The 17,106-nt window shown below is 35.0% G+C and carries 21 protein-coding genes; 14 read left to right on the forward strand and 7 right to left on the reverse strand.

The features are described 5' to 3' along the window. Positions 1-93: 93 nt before the first annotated feature. From EFT72_RS01250 to EFT72_RS01265, 4 genes are all read right to left on the reverse strand, one after another. Complete coding sequence (locus EFT72_RS01250) at positions 94-1,101, reverse strand: tetratricopeptide repeat protein (RefSeq protein ID WP_124065016.1); 1,008 nt, start codon at positions 1,099-1,101, stop codon at positions 94-96. 12 nt (positions 1,102-1,113) lie between these two features. Then, entirely contained in the window at positions 1,114-1,422 is a 309-nt protein-coding gene (locus tag EFT72_RS01255) for a hypothetical protein (protein WP_124065017.1), read from the reverse strand. Positions 1,423-1,456: 34 nt separating this feature from the next. Beyond that, the gene (locus tag EFT72_RS01260) at positions 1,457-1,663 is read right to left on the reverse strand and encodes a hypothetical protein (RefSeq protein WP_124065018.1); all 207 of its coding nucleotides are present in this window, start codon (positions 1,661-1,663) and stop codon (positions 1,457-1,459) included. Between the two features lie 150 nt (positions 1,664-1,813). Further along, positions 1,814-2,011 (reverse strand): hypothetical protein, encoded by a 198-nt coding sequence (locus tag EFT72_RS01265; protein WP_124065019.1) that lies wholly within the window; start codon positions 2,009-2,011, stop codon positions 1,814-1,816. Positions 2,012-2,233: 222 nt separating this feature from the next. On the opposite strand from EFT72_RS01265, the gene EFT72_RS01270 reads away from it, so the two are divergent. The 5 genes from EFT72_RS01270 (at position 2,234) to EFT72_RS01290 (ending at position 4,199) form a co-directional block, all read left to right on the forward strand. Continuing rightward, positions 2,234-2,440, forward strand: coding sequence for a helix-turn-helix transcriptional regulator (locus EFT72_RS01270; RefSeq protein WP_124065020.1), 207 nt, complete (start codon positions 2,234-2,236; stop codon positions 2,438-2,440). Continuing rightward, positions 2,437-2,865, forward strand: a complete 429-nt coding sequence (locus EFT72_RS01275) for a hypothetical protein (protein ID WP_124065021.1) — start codon at positions 2,437-2,439, stop codon at positions 2,863-2,865. The genes EFT72_RS01270 and EFT72_RS01275 overlap by 4 nt, the downstream gene beginning before the upstream one ends. Positions 2,866-2,884: 19 nt before the next feature. Next, positions 2,885-3,217 (forward strand): DUF3784 domain-containing protein, encoded by a 333-nt coding sequence (locus tag EFT72_RS01280; RefSeq protein ID WP_124065022.1) that lies wholly within the window; start codon positions 2,885-2,887, stop codon positions 3,215-3,217. A gap of 191 nt (positions 3,218-3,408) precedes the next feature. After that, entirely contained in the window at positions 3,409-3,621 is a 213-nt protein-coding gene (locus tag EFT72_RS01285; RefSeq protein WP_124065023.1) for a hypothetical protein, read from the forward strand. Between the two features lie 23 nt (positions 3,622-3,644). Further along, entirely contained in the window at positions 3,645-4,199 is a 555-nt protein-coding gene (locus EFT72_RS01290) for a GNAT family N-acetyltransferase (protein WP_124065024.1), read from the forward strand. Between the two features lie 128 nt (positions 4,200-4,327). Here the strand turns inward: EFT72_RS01290 and EFT72_RS01295 are convergent, their stop codons facing one another. Continuing rightward, positions 4,328-5,671, reverse strand: a complete 1,344-nt coding sequence (locus EFT72_RS01295) for a PLP-dependent aminotransferase family protein (RefSeq protein ID WP_124065025.1) — start codon at positions 5,669-5,671, stop codon at positions 4,328-4,330. Between the two features lie 160 nt (positions 5,672-5,831). Between EFT72_RS01295 and EFT72_RS01300 the strand changes: the two genes are divergently transcribed. From EFT72_RS01300 to EFT72_RS01320, 5 genes are all read left to right on the forward strand, one after another. Further along, the gene (locus EFT72_RS01300; protein WP_124065026.1) at positions 5,832-6,149 is read left to right on the forward strand and encodes a GNAT family N-acetyltransferase; all 318 of its coding nucleotides are present in this window, start codon (positions 5,832-5,834) and stop codon (positions 6,147-6,149) included. 1 nt (position 6,150) lies between these two features. Next, positions 6,151-7,071: a DMT family transporter gene (locus tag EFT72_RS01305; protein ID WP_124065027.1), complete on the forward strand. Its 921-nt coding sequence runs from the start codon at positions 6,151-6,153 to the stop codon at positions 7,069-7,071. A gap of 187 nt (positions 7,072-7,258) precedes the next feature. Next, entirely contained in the window at positions 7,259-8,143 is an 885-nt protein-coding gene (locus EFT72_RS01310) for a fructose bisphosphate aldolase (protein WP_124065028.1), read from the forward strand. Between the two features lie 13 nt (positions 8,144-8,156). Continuing rightward, positions 8,157-8,930: a 2,3-diphosphoglycerate-dependent phosphoglycerate mutase gene (gene gpmA, locus EFT72_RS01315; RefSeq protein WP_124065029.1), complete on the forward strand. Its 774-nt coding sequence runs from the start codon at positions 8,157-8,159 to the stop codon at positions 8,928-8,930. Positions 8,931-8,976: 46 nt separating this feature from the next. Then, a complete protein-coding gene (locus tag EFT72_RS01320; RefSeq protein WP_243109913.1) occupies positions 8,977-9,147 on the forward strand; it encodes a hypothetical protein in 171 nt (56 codons plus the stop codon). Between the two features lie 24 nt (positions 9,148-9,171). Here the strand turns inward: EFT72_RS01320 and EFT72_RS01325 are convergent, their stop codons facing one another. Both EFT72_RS01325 and EFT72_RS01330 read right to left on the reverse strand, forming a co-directional pair. Beyond that, positions 9,172-9,804, reverse strand: a complete 633-nt coding sequence (locus tag EFT72_RS01325; RefSeq protein WP_124065030.1) for an HAD family hydrolase — start codon at positions 9,802-9,804, stop codon at positions 9,172-9,174. 82 nt (positions 9,805-9,886) lie between these two features. Next, on the reverse strand, positions 9,887-10,999 hold the full coding sequence (locus EFT72_RS01330) for a PTS transporter subunit EIIC (protein ID WP_243109914.1): 1,113 nt from the start codon (positions 10,997-10,999) through the stop codon (positions 9,887-9,889). Between the two features lie 165 nt (positions 11,000-11,164). Between EFT72_RS01330 and EFT72_RS01335 the strand changes: the two genes are divergently transcribed. From EFT72_RS01335 to EFT72_RS01350, 4 genes are all read left to right on the forward strand, one after another. After that, positions 11,165-12,058: an AraC family transcriptional regulator gene (locus EFT72_RS01335; protein WP_124065032.1), complete on the forward strand. Its 894-nt coding sequence runs from the start codon at positions 11,165-11,167 to the stop codon at positions 12,056-12,058. Positions 12,059-12,328: 270 nt separating this feature from the next. Then, positions 12,329-14,605: a pyruvate formate lyase family protein gene (locus EFT72_RS01340; RefSeq protein ID WP_124065033.1), complete on the forward strand. Its 2,277-nt coding sequence runs from the start codon at positions 12,329-12,331 to the stop codon at positions 14,603-14,605. Then, entirely contained in the window at positions 14,595-15,557 is a 963-nt protein-coding gene (locus EFT72_RS01345) for a glycyl-radical enzyme activating protein (RefSeq protein ID WP_164473039.1), read from the forward strand. Before EFT72_RS01340 ends, EFT72_RS01345 begins: the two co-directional genes overlap by 11 nt. Before the next feature lie 48 nt (positions 15,558-15,605). Continuing rightward, positions 15,606-16,919 (forward strand): DUF6271 family protein, encoded by a 1,314-nt coding sequence (locus tag EFT72_RS01350; RefSeq protein WP_124065035.1) that lies wholly within the window; start codon positions 15,606-15,608, stop codon positions 16,917-16,919. Positions 16,920-17,106: the final 187 nt, after the last annotated feature.

Consider the following 17,106-nt stretch of genomic DNA (forward strand, 5'->3'; position numbering starts at 1 on the left):
GTATAATGTTCTCAGACATAGTTTTTATCCTCCTTTGGAAATTTTGTTGTGGTAACTTAATTCTACCAAACGATAAAAACTATGTCTATTTGCTTATTTGAATTTGCGCAATCTATTATACGTCATCCTGTAATCACTGTCAGTTCCCATAACAGCAGAGATTTTCAGTTCGGCTTCCAGTAAGCACAATTCTGCCTTTTCAGGGTTATTCTGAGATAGCGCAATTATCCCTTTTCCCATCTGGCAGATAGCATAATCAAAACTGTTATCACCTTCATGTTCCAGCACTAAGGATTCATAAAGGGATAAAGCTTGATCTGCAAGATCATAATTCTTCGCCAGAATCAACATGTTTGTCAGGTTCATTAGCTGTTGCAAAGTATCATGGGATTCAAAAATTCCATATTCCCTACGAATTTCAAGTGCCATTTTCAAATGTTCCGTTGTTTCTTTGCCGTTTTTCAGAAAAAGGTACACATTAGAAATATTATTATGCAGATTGGAAAGCAGGGCAGCAACCTTTCTATCCATATCTGATAAAGGAATAGAATGAAGTAATTCCAGTGCTTTCAATCGCTTCTTTAATGCACTGCCATAGTCTTTACGGATAATAAATAGTTCTGCTTTGTAATCCAGTAACAAGGCTCTGTCAGAAATGGAATTAAGTTCATGTTTTTCCATGGTATAAGAAATTCGTTCCATTAGCTTTGGCAGATAATCCATGACGAGATATTTATCCAGATAAGGAAACATATCCTGAAGGAATAAAAGATAAGCTTCTGGTTCATCCATTAGAATACGCTCCACAACACTAATTAAGGACTGAATCACATTCTCTGGACGTTTGACTTCTAACCCATGGGTCAGGCAGATAAGGTGTGAGCTGTCAATCAAAGTCCTACAATTAGATACAGAAGGCATCGTTTCTAACATAGCCACGTCCTTAATTAGGGGATGGAGGCTTATTTTTTTGTTCTCTTCATCATCCATGACAAATCCATATCGTACTAGATGGTTCACTTCGTTCAGAGTCCCAAGCTTTAGCCACTTCTTAAAGGCATTCTTTAATACACCAGAGTTCGGAAGCAATGATAGATTCATTAAAATATCCATCTATTCTGCGGTTAATTGATTTAACTGTAACAGTTTTCTCAAGTGTTCTATCATTAATGCTTCTGAATATTCCTCGTCTTTGTAGATTTCAACTTCTTCACCAGAATGAATGTTCAATCCACAGCTCTTTAATTCAAACAATAATTCTTCTGGTTCCATGCGACTTGCAGAAAGCGATAAAGCTGCTAGGCAGACAGTCAGTGTATGGCCTTTTAGTTCGCGTATGATGTCATAAGTAAACTCAAGTTCCCTCTTAGCAGAAGGGCAGGACTGATAAAATAATGCTGTTAGCTCATTCGCTTTATCCAATTCTTTTACTTCCAGTGTTTGAAAAGATGTTCTTTTACATCTGGATAAATTCCTTAAAAAATGGATCATCTTTTGGAAGTACATTAAAGTTATCTAGAATCATCAGACTGTCAGAACGCAGTTTTTGCAAGGTCTGATAGTGGCTCTGGAACAATTCTTCTTCGGTCATTTCTACAGTGTCATCTGTAAAAGAAAGCCCGGCAATACATTTCTTTATACTTCCCTCATAATGAAAGAACAAAATGTTGGTATACTTCTTTCGATTCTTATTTGCGAAGGTCTTTGCAAATTCACTTTTTCAAATACCAGCAATTCCAGTCACAAATAGAAGTGCATGTTCCTGTAGCAGAGACAATGCAGCTTTTAATTCTTCTTTTCTTCCAAGAAATGTTTACGTTGCAGTTGGTACTTTAGAAGAAAGCAATACTTCACCTAAATCTGGTGAATACAGTGTGCTATGGCTATGGTCGTTTAAAATGGCATATCGGATTGCTTCGGTAAAGAATTGATCCAATGCTTGAATCATGAGTATTTCATCAGCTTTCTGATTACCTATCACAGTTTTGCTATCTTCAATCAATTCTTCCATCTGAGAGCGAGCCTGTGTCTCGTTAAGCAGATTTGGAATAATCATATCCAATAGTATTTAAAGAATGGATTCTAGGAAAAGTAATTCACTTATATTTCTATATGTATAAATTATATATTTAAATAAAAAATATGTAATGCTAGCTTGACATATAAGCATCTTTACTGTATAGTAAATGTAAGGGTAGCATTACATATGACTGTCTGGGAAAGGAGAATCTCAGTGGTTAATAAGGTGAAAGAATTACGAGAGGGACTGGGTTTGTCTCAAAAACAATTAGGCGAACAAGTTAACGTTTCTCGTCAAGCAATTAACGCCATAGAAACAGGAAAATACGATCCCTCATTATGGCTAGCTTATAATTTAGCTAAACTTTTTGGTAGATCAATTGAGGATATTTTTCTTTTTAAGGAGAGTGATCAAAAATGAAACTATTAAAATATCCTATGGCTAATGCTTTTTACACAGGTGCTATTACAGTAATATATGCTACAGTTTTTATTTTGGCAGCAAAATTTCTAAATACGCATGCAATTCCTGATACGAATAATTCTTTGGTGGTGTTTGTGAAAAATGGGAATAGTCTTTATGTAGGCTTAATTATGATAACTATTGCAGTGATTTTAGATATTGTTTCAGCTTCAAAGAAAAAATTATACGACGAGTATCAATGCAGGATTTTTGAACTAAATCTCATTATAAGCAGTATAGTCAATATTATATTACTTCCGATAAGCGCATATATGCAGCTATTTTTTTATGCGTATAGCTTTTGCTTAATTCTGTTATTGATGTTCCTACATTGGGTCTTAATAATATGCGTAAATTCTATTATTCTAATAAAAAATTACTAGATAAGAAGGAGATAATATTATGCTTGTGTTATGGATTATTATAATAATCTTTCTCGTTTTGACACTTATACTATTAAGTGGAAAGGGAAGTAACCTTGTTGCGGGCTTTAATACATTACCGGAAGAACAGAAAAATAAATTTGATAAAAAGAAGCTAAGTAGAGATACGGGATTCTTTCTTGTATTTGTTGATATAGGTCTCATAGTATTAGGAATTTATCTAAAAGTAAGGGTGGCAACCAGAACTGATATCGCACCAATATCAAATGAAGTAACGGTAGTAGCTTTACTATTTCTAGCCTATTTAATTATTCTTCTTGTGATTTGGATGTTACGTGGACGTAAGAAGTAAAATTAGTATAAAAGTATTTGCTCACTTTTTATGATAGAGACGTGGCTGTATTATTCTTATATCAATTCCCGTATGCAGGATTAAAGGCCTCCATTATGAATGTCAGAAACGTAAAATCGAACATGTGAAAGTCTTTCTGTAAAAAAGGGTCTTCTATGATAAAATAATTAATCATAAGGAGGTCCTTTATTATGGCGAGAGAAAAGAAACCAGTGCACAGAGTACAAATGACAGATGGTAAACGTAATACTATCCGACAACTTCTTGAAGATTCTGCTACCCAAGAATATCAGAATCAGATGAATGAGTGTCAGCCTCTAATCTTCACAGAGAATGAATTCAGGGCGGTACCGAAAGAAAGAGCGAAAAGAAGTAACGTCTTTACGGACGAAAAAAATAAGTAATCATAATTTGTTGAGGTGAAGTCATGATTGAAACAGAAAGATTGATACTGCGTCCTTTCCTTGAAAGTGATGCGACAGATGTATTGGAATATTTGAGAGAACCAACGGTAAACTGCTTTGCCAGTATGAAACTAAACTCACTTGAGGAAGCCAAAGCAGAAGTGAAAAATAGAGTCAGTGAGACTGAATATTATTTCGCCATCGTTCTGAAAGAGACAGGAAAGGTCATCGGAGAGATAGATGCCTATCCCGAGCGTGGTGAGCCTCACGATACAAGTTCGCCGTTGGATACCTTCAGCCCATGCTGGATGCTGAACGGAGATTATCAAGGCAAAGGTTATGCACATGAAGCAGCTCACGCTTTTTTTGATTATCTGTTCCGAGAGATAGGTGCAAGACGCATCTACGCCTATACGGAGGATTACAATTTGTCCAGCCAGCACCTTTGCGAAAAACTCGGTATGCGACGGGAAGGATTATTTGAGGAATTCGTATCCTTTGTCAATAACCCGGACGGCACACCTTGCTATGAAAACACGATGCAGTATGCCATTCTGAAAAAAGAATGGAACGGGTAATTGCTATCATGCAAACAACCATGAGGTTATGTTCTTCGTTACTGAAAAACATAGCCTATTTTTTGTTTGATTTGCAGAAAAAAGAAAGGTCTGATTAAGATGCTTCCACATGGATAAGCATCAATTCATTAGAAAATTTGGTCCACAATCTGTGAAATACCTTCTTCAATATAGTTTTCTTCCACATTTGAAATATTCAGTTTTAATATAGAGTCTCTTGTATGGAAGGAACACATATAATTATTATCTGTTCCATCAATGATAATTGATTTGTTTTTTAGTCGCTGAATCACCTTTTCACGTGATACCTGTTCATTCAATTCAATATAAGTATGAAAAGCAATATTTTTTATAGGAGTAAACGAAAATTTAGTGGGAGCCCCCTCTTTTTGTTTGTTTTCCAATGCTGATATTAGGTAGTTTGCTCTTGAAAGATAGGTTGCTTTCATTTTTTCCTTATGTCTTTCAAACATGCCGTTTTTAATATAGATTTCTAGTGCTGCCTGAGAAAGCATAGAGCTGTCTATATCAAGGATTCGTTTGTGTTGACGAAATGTTTCAATCAGTTTATCAGGAATTACAGCAATACCGATTCTTAATCCCGGGAAGATAACTTTTGAATAACTTTTTAAATAGATGACATGTGTAAAATCATCATAGGAATAGATTGGATCAGCTTTTGAATTCTGTTCAAAATCAGCTAAATAATCATCTTCTACAATAAATACATTATATTTTTGTGCCAATTCTAGAATTTCTTTCTTCTCTTCTTGAGAATAAGACGTTCCCAGAGGGGCATGATATCTTGGCATGGTATAAAAAAATTTAATATTCCCTTGTCTAAATAGTTTTTCTAGTTCTACGAAATCGATTCCCATGCTGGTTCTTTTGATACCAAGTACCGGTATTTGCAGTGTTTGTAGGACTTCGATGAATAAATGATAACCGGGTTGTTCTATTAATATTGTTTTCTTATTATTGGGGAAAGGAATTGTAGCTAAGATGGATAATGCCTGCTGAATTCCAGAGGTTATAAAAATATTTTGTTTCTTAGCAAACACCTGATAATTGGTTAACTGTTTTTGTACCACATCGATTAAGGAAGGCAATCCCCTAGGAGTGCCATAGATAAATAAATCATTTTTATAGATGTCAATGGCTCGATTAATGCAGTGCTGAAAATCCAAATATGGAAATACCGCAGGGTCAGGAGCAGAAGAGGAAAAGTCCATTACAAGGTTTTCGCCTTGGTTTAATTTGTTTTTTGATGTTACAACATAATATCCGCTTTTTGGAAGTGAATAAATTACATGTTTCCGTTCCAATTCAGCCAACGCACGAAGAACAGTACTTTTATTACAATGATAAGAAACAGATAAGCTGCGGATAGAAGGAATTCTCTCGCCTTGCCTATAGGTACCATTTTTTATCATGTTTTCAATTTCATTTAATAGGGTTAAATATATATACATAACATACACCTCTATTTCTGTACCGGTACACATTGACTTTATTTACATTGTAACATAGTGCTATATAAATTAAAATAGAGATATGAAAACTATAGATATAAAAACTATAGATATAAAAACAATAGTAAATAATAGAAAAATAATAAAGGGAGGCATGGAAATGAAAATGCTCTATGAAAAACCAAAAGCAGAAGATTATGTAAGCTTGAGACTCCGTTCGGGAATGGGAAATAAGGATTTGGAAAGAAGCAGAAAAGCAATCACAAATTCTTTATTTACAGTCTCTCTTTATGACAAAGAAAAATTAATAGGATTTGGAAGGATTGTAGGGGATGGAGGAATCACTTATGTGATAAGTGATATTATGGTAGATGAAACATATCGAAGAAACGGATTTGCAGATCAACAATTTGAGTATTTGCCACCGAATAAGTATGGCATGCTACGGGAGCAAGTCAAGACTAGAGGTGAATGTTAGAATGAAAAATAAAACAACAACAAATGCTTATTTTGCGGCAGTACTGTATGCTTTTATAATAGGTCTATCTTTTCTGTTTACAAAGATGGCCTTAACTGTGGATGATCCGCTGAATATTCTGGCGCATAGGTTTACAATTTCTTTTTTCACATTATTGATTCCAGTATTGTTTGGATGGATAAATTTGAAAATTACTGCAAGGGATGTGCTTTCTATATTGCCGCTATCCCTGTTTTATCCCGCACTATTTTTTGCCTTTCAAGCTTTTGGATTAGTCTATGTTTCTTCCTCTGAGGCGGGTATTATTCAAGCAACCATTCCCATTTTTACCATGATTCTGGCGGCTCTTTTTTTAAAGGAAAATATTAACCTGCTACAAAAGGTATCTTTAGGGGCATCTGTATGCGGAGTGATTTATATATTTGCAATGAAAGGCATTCAATTAAAATCTGCCAGTTTTCTTGGTATTGTATTAATTATGTTATCAGCACTTTCAGCAGCATGTTATAACGTAATGGCAAAGAAAATAACCCAAAAATATAAAGTAATAGAGATAACTTATATCATGACTGCAATTGGCTTTTTAAGCTTTAACGTATTATCAGTCGCAGATCATATTATTAAAAACACTCTTATAACATATTTCAAACCGTTTTCAAGTCCAGTGTTTTTGATTTCCATATTCTATTTAGGAATTCTATCGTCATTGATAACATCTCTGCTATCAAATTATATATTATCTAAAATTGATGCATCTAAAATGAGCGTATTTAGTAATTTGTCTACGCTAATAACTATATTTGCCGGGAGTATCTTTTTGCATGAGGGAATCGAATCTTATCATATGATTGGGGCAATTATGATTCTGTTTGGAATTATTGGCATGAACTTATTAGGCAGAAAGAGGAATATTAATCATTAGCAGCTTGCAATTCTATCAAGTGTATGCTTGACGTACAATAAAAAAGGGCGCATAATTAATATAGAAAAGGTTAGTTGAAACTAACGTTTGGCAAATGGAAGTAAAATAGAGTATTAGTCATGCATTAAGGATGTGTTGTTTCCTTATCTGGAAAACAACGCAGAAGATAAAGGAGGTTATGTATAACATGAAAACAGAACAATTAGAACGAATGAAACAGGGTGCTGGATTCATAGCAGCATTGGATCAAAGCGGAGGGAGCACACCGAAGGCTCTAAGAGACTATGGAATTGAAACGTCAGAATACCATACAGACGATGAAATGTATGATCTGATTCAGCAGATGAGAAGTAGGGTTATAGAAAGCAAGGAATTTACGTCCAAACATATATTAGGGACAATCCTATTTGAAAAAACAATGGAACGTAAGATCGACAACCTGTATACTGCGGATTATCTATGGGAGAAAAAAGGGATTGTACCTTTTCTGAAAATTGACAATGGACTGGGTGAAGAAAAAGACGGGGTTCAGTTGATGAAGCCGATTCCTAAGCTGGATGATCTTTTGAACAGAGCGACCGACAAAAACATTTTTGGAACAAAGATGCGTTCCGTTATCCATGAAGCAAATGGTGATGGCATTCATGCGATTGTAGAACAACAGTTTGAATTAGGACAGAAAATTTTTGATGCCGGATTTGTACCGATTTTAGAACCGGAGGTAGATATTCATAGCAGCAGCAAACAAGAAGCAGAGGAAATGTTGATCACGGAAATTATAAGCCATTTAAAAAAGCTTAATGATTCAATGAACATTATGCTCAAAGTGTCGATTCCTTCAGTGGCCGGTACTTACAATTGTCTAATGAATGATCCGAGAGTTGTGCGGATAGTGGCATTATCCGGTGGTTACAGTCGTAAAAAGGCAGATGAACTGTTGATGCAGAACCCGAAACTGATAGCCAGCTTTTCCAGAGCACTTCTCTCGGACCTTTCTGTAAAGCAGACACAGCAGGAATTTGATGCGGTATTATTGAAAACAATTAATGAAATTTATGAAGCATCCTTATAGGGAGGAACTAAATATGAGTCATCAATTAGTATTACTCCGTCATGGAGAAAGTATCTGGAATTTAGAAAACCTGTTTACTGGCTGGACGGATGTTGACTTATCAGAATCCGGCAAAGAAGAAGCAAGAGAAGCTGGCCGGTTGTTTAAGGAGCAAGGATATGAATTTGACCTCTGTTATACTTCTTATCTGAAACGTGCAATCCATACGCTGAATTTTGCCCTAGAGGAAATGGATGCAGAATGGCTGCCTGTAATAAAGGCATGGCAGCTTAATGAACGCCATTATGGAAATTTACAGGGATTAAATAAGTCACAGACGGCTGAAAAATATGGAGAGGAACAGGTGAGAATCTGGCGGCGTTCTTTTGATGTACAGCCACCGTCTTTAGAGCCGCAAGACGAAAGAAATCCGGCGCATCAAAAAGCATATCAAAATGTAGGGGAAAACGAATTGCCGTTAGCGGAAAGTCTGAAAGACACCATCGCACGGGTCATTCCATACTTTGAGAAGCAGATCAGACCACAGCTAATGGCAGGGAAAAGGGTACTGATTACAGCTCATGGAAATTCTCTGAGGGCACTGATTATGTATCTGGAGCATCTTTCCCAGCAGGAAATTATAGGGCTTAATCTAGCTACGGGCATACCATTGGTATATGAACTGGATGATACACTCTCAGTCATTAATAAGCAGTTTTTAGGAAATCCTGATGTGATAGCCGCAAAAATGAAGAGAGTAGCAAATCAGGGAAAAGCAAAAACAATAGAACGCACAGCGAGTGGATAAAAACGTTTTTTGGTTCATAGATAAACAAAGTTGTAGGAGATCGGCTTTGCCAAATATACAAATGGATGGCAACTTACTGGTCGTTCCAGCAGGAAGTATTGACAGTGATATAAATATCAAACCCCAAGGCCATATCTTTTTTGCAAGCAAAGCAAATTGGGATGCTGACTTTGAGACTGTACCAAAGTTCGAAGAACTTCCATATGATTTAAAATAAAAGTATACGTCTGAGACCTGTTCCTCACACACGTGAACGATTGTACAGTTTAAGCAGATCCTCAGGCGATGAAAATAGATAGTCAACATTAGGTTCTAAAACAGATGAATGGTTCCAGGTAACAAGTCCAGAAGCAAAACCAGCCGCATTTGCACATGCAATATCTGTCGGCATATCGCCGATATAGATGCATGAATTTGGGGTTGCACCAGACCTTTTGGCATAATAGAGAAGTGGTTCAGGATCCGGTTTGTGTTGCTGCGTATCGTCAGCACAAACGATCAGATCAAATAGTTGATCAAGATTGAACGTTCGGAAATAGTTTTCATATTCCGTTTTCTTTCTGGAAGTGACAACACCAAGTTGTAAGCCACTTTTTTTCATAATCAGCAGCATGTCTTTCGTACCTGGGAAAAATACAGCCTGGTCTGAAAACTTGCTATAATTTTGTATCCATCTATTTTCAAAATCCTCATCTACACATGCATTAAGCAGTTTAAGAGCCTCAGGAATCGGAATTCCCAACACGATACGCAGATTTACAAGAGAGTACTCAAGTCCATAGGATTCAAGTGTGTACTGCCAGGTCTTCAAAATGGCATTTTCGGTATCAATCAGTGTTCCATCCAAATCAAATACGATATGATTATATTGCATAAGCGTCTCCTTTTATAGTTAAGATATAATTTTCGATAGGCGTCACATTTGCTGTCTTGAACCCAATATATCAGATTTAAGATTAGGGCGCAGAGACATCAGCTAAGATGCCGGTATCGGCAACGGCAGTATCAGATGCGATCAAAAATGTAAGAAAAAATCCAATCACAAACCCAGAAAGACATCCCATTAGATAAAGCATAAAGTGATCACTAGAATAGATTGGTAATGTGATAAGACTGGGTAAAACAAAAGCGGGAGTCTGAATTTTGGAAAGTCCAGCTAGCAGCCCACCAATGGCACCACCAATGCATCCAAAAATGAAGGGCTTTTTTCTGGGAAGATTTATATTAAATAATGCAGGTTCCGTTATTCCAAACAGTGCAGAAAGAACTGCAGGGGCACATAAGGATCGAAACGAAATATTTTTACTTTTTATCATAACTGCAAGGGCTGCACCTGCCTGAGCGAAAATAGCAGGAGCCATGATTGGAATAATACTGTCATGCCCCATAACTCCAATGTTATTGATTGCTACCACAAACAATCCCCACTGAAAGCCGAAAATTACCATTGGTTGAATCAGTACACCGAGCAGAAGACCAGCTGCTGGAGAGGAAAAAGAATAAAGCAATGAATACCCCCCTGCAAGAGCATCACCAATTATGGCACCAATTGGTCCGAAAACAAAAAGGGTGGCAAGACTGACAAACGTGAGACTGAGAAGCGGGGTAAGAAAACCTCGAACCAGTTCTGGGATGATCCGATCAAAAAAACGCTCCGTAACAGCCAAAAGAGCACTTGCAGCAATAATTGGAATGATACTGGAGTGGTAAGTTACTGCTTTAATTGGAAGATCGAAAAAATAAAGAGTTGTACCAGATTCAAAAGCATTTGTTAATGATGGATACAATAGAATCAAGGCGACTACTGTACTGTAAAACGGATTGGCGTGAAAGGTTTTTGCGGAAGTAATTGCCAGCAGCACTGGAAGAAAGTAAAAAGTGCTGTCGGATATTGCATTCAGTATGAGATACGTACCACTACCGTCAGACAGAAGGGAGGATGCTGTTAATATAAGCAGAACCCCTTTCATAATTCCACCTGCGCACATTAAATTCATAAGGGGCATAAACATATTAGAAATGGCGGATATCGACCTGGAAAGTAATTTTTTTTTCTTATCATGCTTCACTGTATTTAACATCCTTTCATTTGACCCTTTTATTTTGTATGAATATAATTATAACGAACAAAATAAGTTGTGTCTTTCTGGTGTGCGACATATAATATAATTATTACGACATACATAGGATTATGCAGGTTTCATGTTGAAGCGGAGATAAAGAGGTGAAGAAGTATGTTTTCGATTGTTAATACAATTCCTTTGAATGAGGAAGGAAAAGAAATCAAAAGGCGTGGAACACCAGGTTTTTCCTGCAATGCTTACATCGGTGATGTTCATAATTTTATCGGAGGTGAAATATCGCTGCATTGGCATAGTGAGTTTGAAATGTTTGTGCTGGATGAAGGAATGGTGCAGATCATAATTGCAGATCATTCCTATGTTCTGCGACCGGGCGAGGGTTATTTCTTGAATTCGGATGTCCTGCATAAAATAATCTGTAATACAGATCAGCCCTGCCGATACCGCTCTATTGTTTTTGATCCGTACGTTATAGCAGGACGTACTGGAAGTGTATTTGATGAAAAATATGTCAGACCCTTTATAAAAGGAAGCTCATCATCCTGGACATTTAGTCTGAGAGATGCAGGCAGTGCGTCAGTGCTCTCTCTTTTTTATACAGCGTTCAATGCCTGCGAGTTGGAGCCGGATGGCTATGAATTTACAGTAAGAGATACAATGTCGAAGATTATCATGTTATTGAATGGAGACAAGGAAAAGCAGATCATCAGAGTTGACTCAATGAAGGAACAGCGCTTGAAGCAGATGATGAATTGGATTGATGAACACTATATGGATAAAGTAACCGTTGAACATATTGCTGGTGCAGCCGGAATCTGTGCACGTGAATGTCAGAGGACATTTGCAACAGTTATCAAGGATACTCCCATAAGATATCTGATGCGAAGGAGAATTGCGGTTGCAGCTGATATGTTGAAATCATCAAACGCTGCCAATAGTGAGATCTGTGCACAGTGTGGTTTTGAAAGTCAGAGCTATTTTACAAAACAGTTTCGGCTTATTATGGGAGTTACTCCAAAACAGTATCAGAAAAATGTACGGATTTGAATTTTCTTTTTGCCAAGATAACATGTAATAGAGATGAAATATTATAAAAAGGATACTGAAACAGAACCGGTAAATATTACGGTTCTGTTTTGTTATATAATGAGAAAATTTTAACATACAGACATAGAAATATGCTCTTTAGACTATATGATATAATTTTATATCAATATTAATATATAGTTATTAATAAAAAAGGATGAAGGTGATAGAAAGGACTGCCTTAGGAAGAACATATTACAGTATAGATTAAAGAAAGGAAGTATACAAACTATGAGAAAAAGATTGGAAAAATTAAAAAAAGTTCTTTTTGAAAGTTATTATTTAAAAAAAGAATGGTGGGGTGATGATTTATCTATCTTTGATGATGATCCTTTACTTGGAAATCAACCCTTGGTGATTAGAAAGGCAATTGCGACTCAAAAAGTATGTAGGGAGATGCCAATTTCCTTGATATCTGATGAACTTATCGTAGGGAAACCAACGATGTCATCCGTAGGTTATGGCCATACGTTCCCACGCTATGAGACGATTGAAGAAGAGAAAGAAGCTGCAAAATATAATTTGAACAGAAAATCAGTTTGGGGACACCATAATCCTAGTTATAAACAAATACTTGAAAGAGGCATTCTTTCAATCATAGAAGAAGCAATAGAGTTAAAAAATAAGGTTTTAGATGATCAAATTGAAACAAAGAATTGGTACGAGTCTGTTATAATTTCTTTAAAAAGTGTTGAAATTTTATCCAATAGATATTCTAAACTTTTAGAAACAGAAGCGGAAAAAGAAGAAAGCCAAGAAAGGAAAAAAGAGCTATTTAATATGTCAAAGATCTGTTCTAAAGTACCGATGCAACCAGCTTCCAATTTTCATGAAGCACTTCAAAGTGTCTGGTTTATACATGTTATTTTGCATAGTACGTTAAACTATACGTCTATCGGAAGATTAGATCAGTATCTTTGGCCTTTCTATAAAAATGATTTAGACAATGGAATGATAACAACGGAGTATGCAGAAGAACTATTAGGATCCTTTTTAATAAAATTTAATGAACGAATTCAATTAAATAATGATCATATAGAGAATCATCTTACGTTTGGTGATATGTCACAAGGGGGAAACTTAGATCAACTTCATTACTCCGTATCAAATGAGGCTCAGTTTAATTTTGGACAAACATCCAATAGTTGGCTTCAAAACTGCATACTGTCAGGCATTACCCCTGACGGAGATGACGCAACGAATGATCTTACTTATATGATTATGGAATTAGTCAGAGAATTGGAAATTACAAATCCAATGGTATCAGTAAGATTGCATAAAAACTCTCCAACTAAATTATTCAAATCAGTTGCAAAAGTCTTATCAGATGGTGGTGCTCAGCCAACGATATTTAATGATGATGTATTGGTACCAGGTTTGGTGAAGCATCTTGGGATTCCGGAAGAAGATGCACGTGATTACAGCAACGATGGATGTTGGGAAACGCTGCCTCAAGGGCGAACACAATCTTCTTTTGGTCATATTGATCTTTTATTATGTTTAGAAAGTGTTATAAATCAAGGAAAATCATTAATCAATGAGAAGCCAATTGGGTCAGACTATGGAAATCCAGTTCAGTATAAAACATTTAACGAATTTTTTGAAGCTTTTAAAATGCAATTGAAAGAAAGTTTACAGTCTTTATTAGAAGATAAGATTATAAATTATGAATATGTATATCAAATAGCGCCAGATCCCTTATTATCAGGTTTATTAGAAGACTGTCTTAAAAATGGAAAAGATATCACTCAAAAAGGAGCAAGATATAAGATATATGCTCCATTAGTGGCAGGGTTATCACACTGTGCAGATTCTTTAGCAGCTATTAAATATTTAGTTTATGAAACTAAGACGATTTCCATTGAGCAACTTAGAATGATACTGAAAAATAACTGGAAAAATGAAAAAAAATTACAACAATATGTTCTAAATAAGGTACCTAAATATGGAAATGATGATGATTACGTAGACAGTATCAGCGTTGATCTTTTAGAAAGTTATTGTAATTATTGTGACGAATGGAATAGAAAAATCGATTGGTTAACAATTGCTCCAGGAGTAGGTACGTTTGAAAATTATGCAAAGATGGGGTACCTTTGTGGTGCTTCTGCAGATGGACGGCTTTCACAAGAATCTCTTTCTTCTAATTATTCTCCTTCATTCGGGATGGACAAAGATGGTCCTACATCAATTATCAGATCTTCAATCAAATTCAACCTTCAACGTTTAAATAATGGATGCCCTATTGATCTTCGTATCGATGTAAACAAATCGGATCAAAAGAAAAGTATTGAAGTTCTCAGTGCGTTCGTTAAATCTTTTATAATTGAGAGGGGAAATATACTTACAGTTACAACGGTAAGTACAGAAACTCTATTAGCGGCACAGAAGGAGCCTGAAAAATATGGTTCTCTTAGAGTGAGGTTAGGAGGATTAACAGCCTATTTCGTACAGCTTTGTAAGACTCAACAAGATGAATATATTAGGAGAACACAACATGAATTCTAAAACAAATCTACTTATGGAAGGGAAAAGCTCTTTATCAATAATACCTAAAAATAAAAAAGGATTAATTTTTGATATACAAAAGTTTGCGATTCATGATGGATATGGCATAAGGACACTTGTATTCATGAAAGGGTGTCCGCTTAAATGTAAATGGTGCAGCAATCCCGAATCACAGGAAGTAAATATTGATATTACCTTTCATTCTGAAAAATGTATACAATGCTATGAGTGTATAAATGTATGTCCGTCGGGGGTGTTAAACAAAAATAACTTATTTTCCAATCGTGGAGACTGTATTAAATGTGGAAATTGTGTTGATGTTTGTTATTCGCAAGCCAGACAAAAAGTAGGTAGATGGGTAGGAATCGATGAATTATTTGACATTGTAAAAAAGGATAGTACTTATTATACACAAACGAATGGAGGAGTTACGATTGGAGGCGGTGAACCAACCTTTCAAAATGAATTCTTAGTAGAATTCCTGAAAAAATGTAAACGAAATGGAATTAATACAGCAATTGAAACATGCGGATACACATCATGGGAAAAAATGAAAAAAATTCTAGATTATACGGATCTTCTTCTTTTTGACATGAAACAAATAAATTCAGAAAAGCATGAAAAATATACGGGTGTAAAAAATGAAGTTATAATTAAAAACGCAATATTAGCTGCACAATATGTAAAGGAAATGATCATACGAGTCCCTTTAATACCAGAAGTGAATAATTCATATGATGATTTGAATTCACTTGGAAAATTTATTCATGAAAAACTTCCAAGAGTAATGAAAGTCAATATATTGCCATACCATTCTATGGGTGAGTCAAAAGCAATGAAACTAGGTAAAGAATATAGTTTGAGTGGACTAAGAACTTTAAGAAAAGAAGAAATTCAAGAGGCAAAAAAAATTCTTCAATCTTACAAATTAGAAGTAGACATTTTAAATTAACACAAGTTGGATGATAATATGAACAAAATGCGATAGGAGGAAGAAATTATGAACAAACATGTGTATACGATTGGAACAGAACGTAGATTAATTCCAGAATTTGTAGGTACTTATTTTAAAGAAATAGAGAATATGCAAAAAACTACAAATGAAGAAACCACTTTGGTTATCATTGATGAATGCAATGATGAGGCGGCAAGAGCTAATGACATAATATTGAAAAAAAATAAAAGGTCAGGTGTAAACTATATACATTTTGATAAAGAAAAGCAATATGAGTTGTTTCATTACCTAAGAAATAATTGTTCGGACTCTTCCATTGTTGATTTGTTAGACTTTGAAGGATATTCCTATGGGAGAGTTATGAATAAACAGTTCTTGGTTGCAAGTATGCTAAATGCTAATTTTTTACATAGAAGAGATTCCGATGTAAAAATTATTGATGATACATTTGGATTTCCATCAAAATTTGAAAATAAATACTTAGGAAAAAAAGTGAAAGATGTCAATTATCATGTGAATGGGAAAGAAAACCATTCATTAGAACAAGTTATTTATATGGTAGGAAGTGGTTATTCAGGCAAAAGCAGTTGGAAGGCAGATTTTGGTATATTTTTAGAAAAGGATATGAACTTAATTAGTGAAGTTGCTAAATTATTTAATTATGATGATTCGTTAATGAAAGAATACATGAATGAAATTGTTGATGGGAATGTGAATATAGAGGGAGATGAATTATTCTTACCATTGCATAATCATCCAAATCCTGTTTGTGGTAATATTTCTATGTATGAGGTATTTAAGCATTTGCCATGTTCAACTATGGAATCTACAATTGGATCAGATAATTTGATTCGAGAATTCTTAAAGAGAGTAGGAATGCCAATAATATATCATTCTAATTTTGTGTATCATGAATTTGGTAAGGATAGAGATAATAGTGATATTAAGTATTTATTATCCTATTGGCCTAGAATGATAAATAAATTAATCTATTATAAAATGATTGAAAATCTAATATTTAAAAATCAAAAGTTAAAATCGGATACGATTAAAAATGTGGAAGATGTTGATTTTAAAAATTTAATTAATAGAGAAAAATTAACATATGATTACGTATATTCTACAGCGAATGAGTGTATTGATTTATTTGTCAACATAATGAAAAAAGGCAAAAATTTTAAGTTTAAACTATTAATAGAGCATTTCCAAAACGAAGAATTCTTAAGAAATACGGCAGATAACATGTACAATGGTATGGTAAATGGGGATAAACTATTAAGAGATTGGGAAGAAATAATTTATCTTTGTGAAAATTACAGCGTTTCAAAAGATACAGAGAAGATTATGAAAATCGTATAGTAATCGCAGTGAAGTGAAGTAATGAACACTGGCAGAACTCCCCTTACCTACGTTTTTTGTTTGCGTTGGTAGGGGAGTTTTTTTCTCTTCCTATTCGATAAAAAAAATGTATGCTTGACATACAATTAAAGAGGTTGTATACTTGGCATACACGAAAGTTAGCGAAAACTAACCAATGAAAGGAAGT

Origin of the sequence: Clostridium sp. E02, from assembly GCF_003833015.1 — a bacterium.
Classification (GTDB): domain Bacteria; phylum Bacillota; class Clostridia; order Lachnospirales; family Lachnospiraceae; genus Lacrimispora.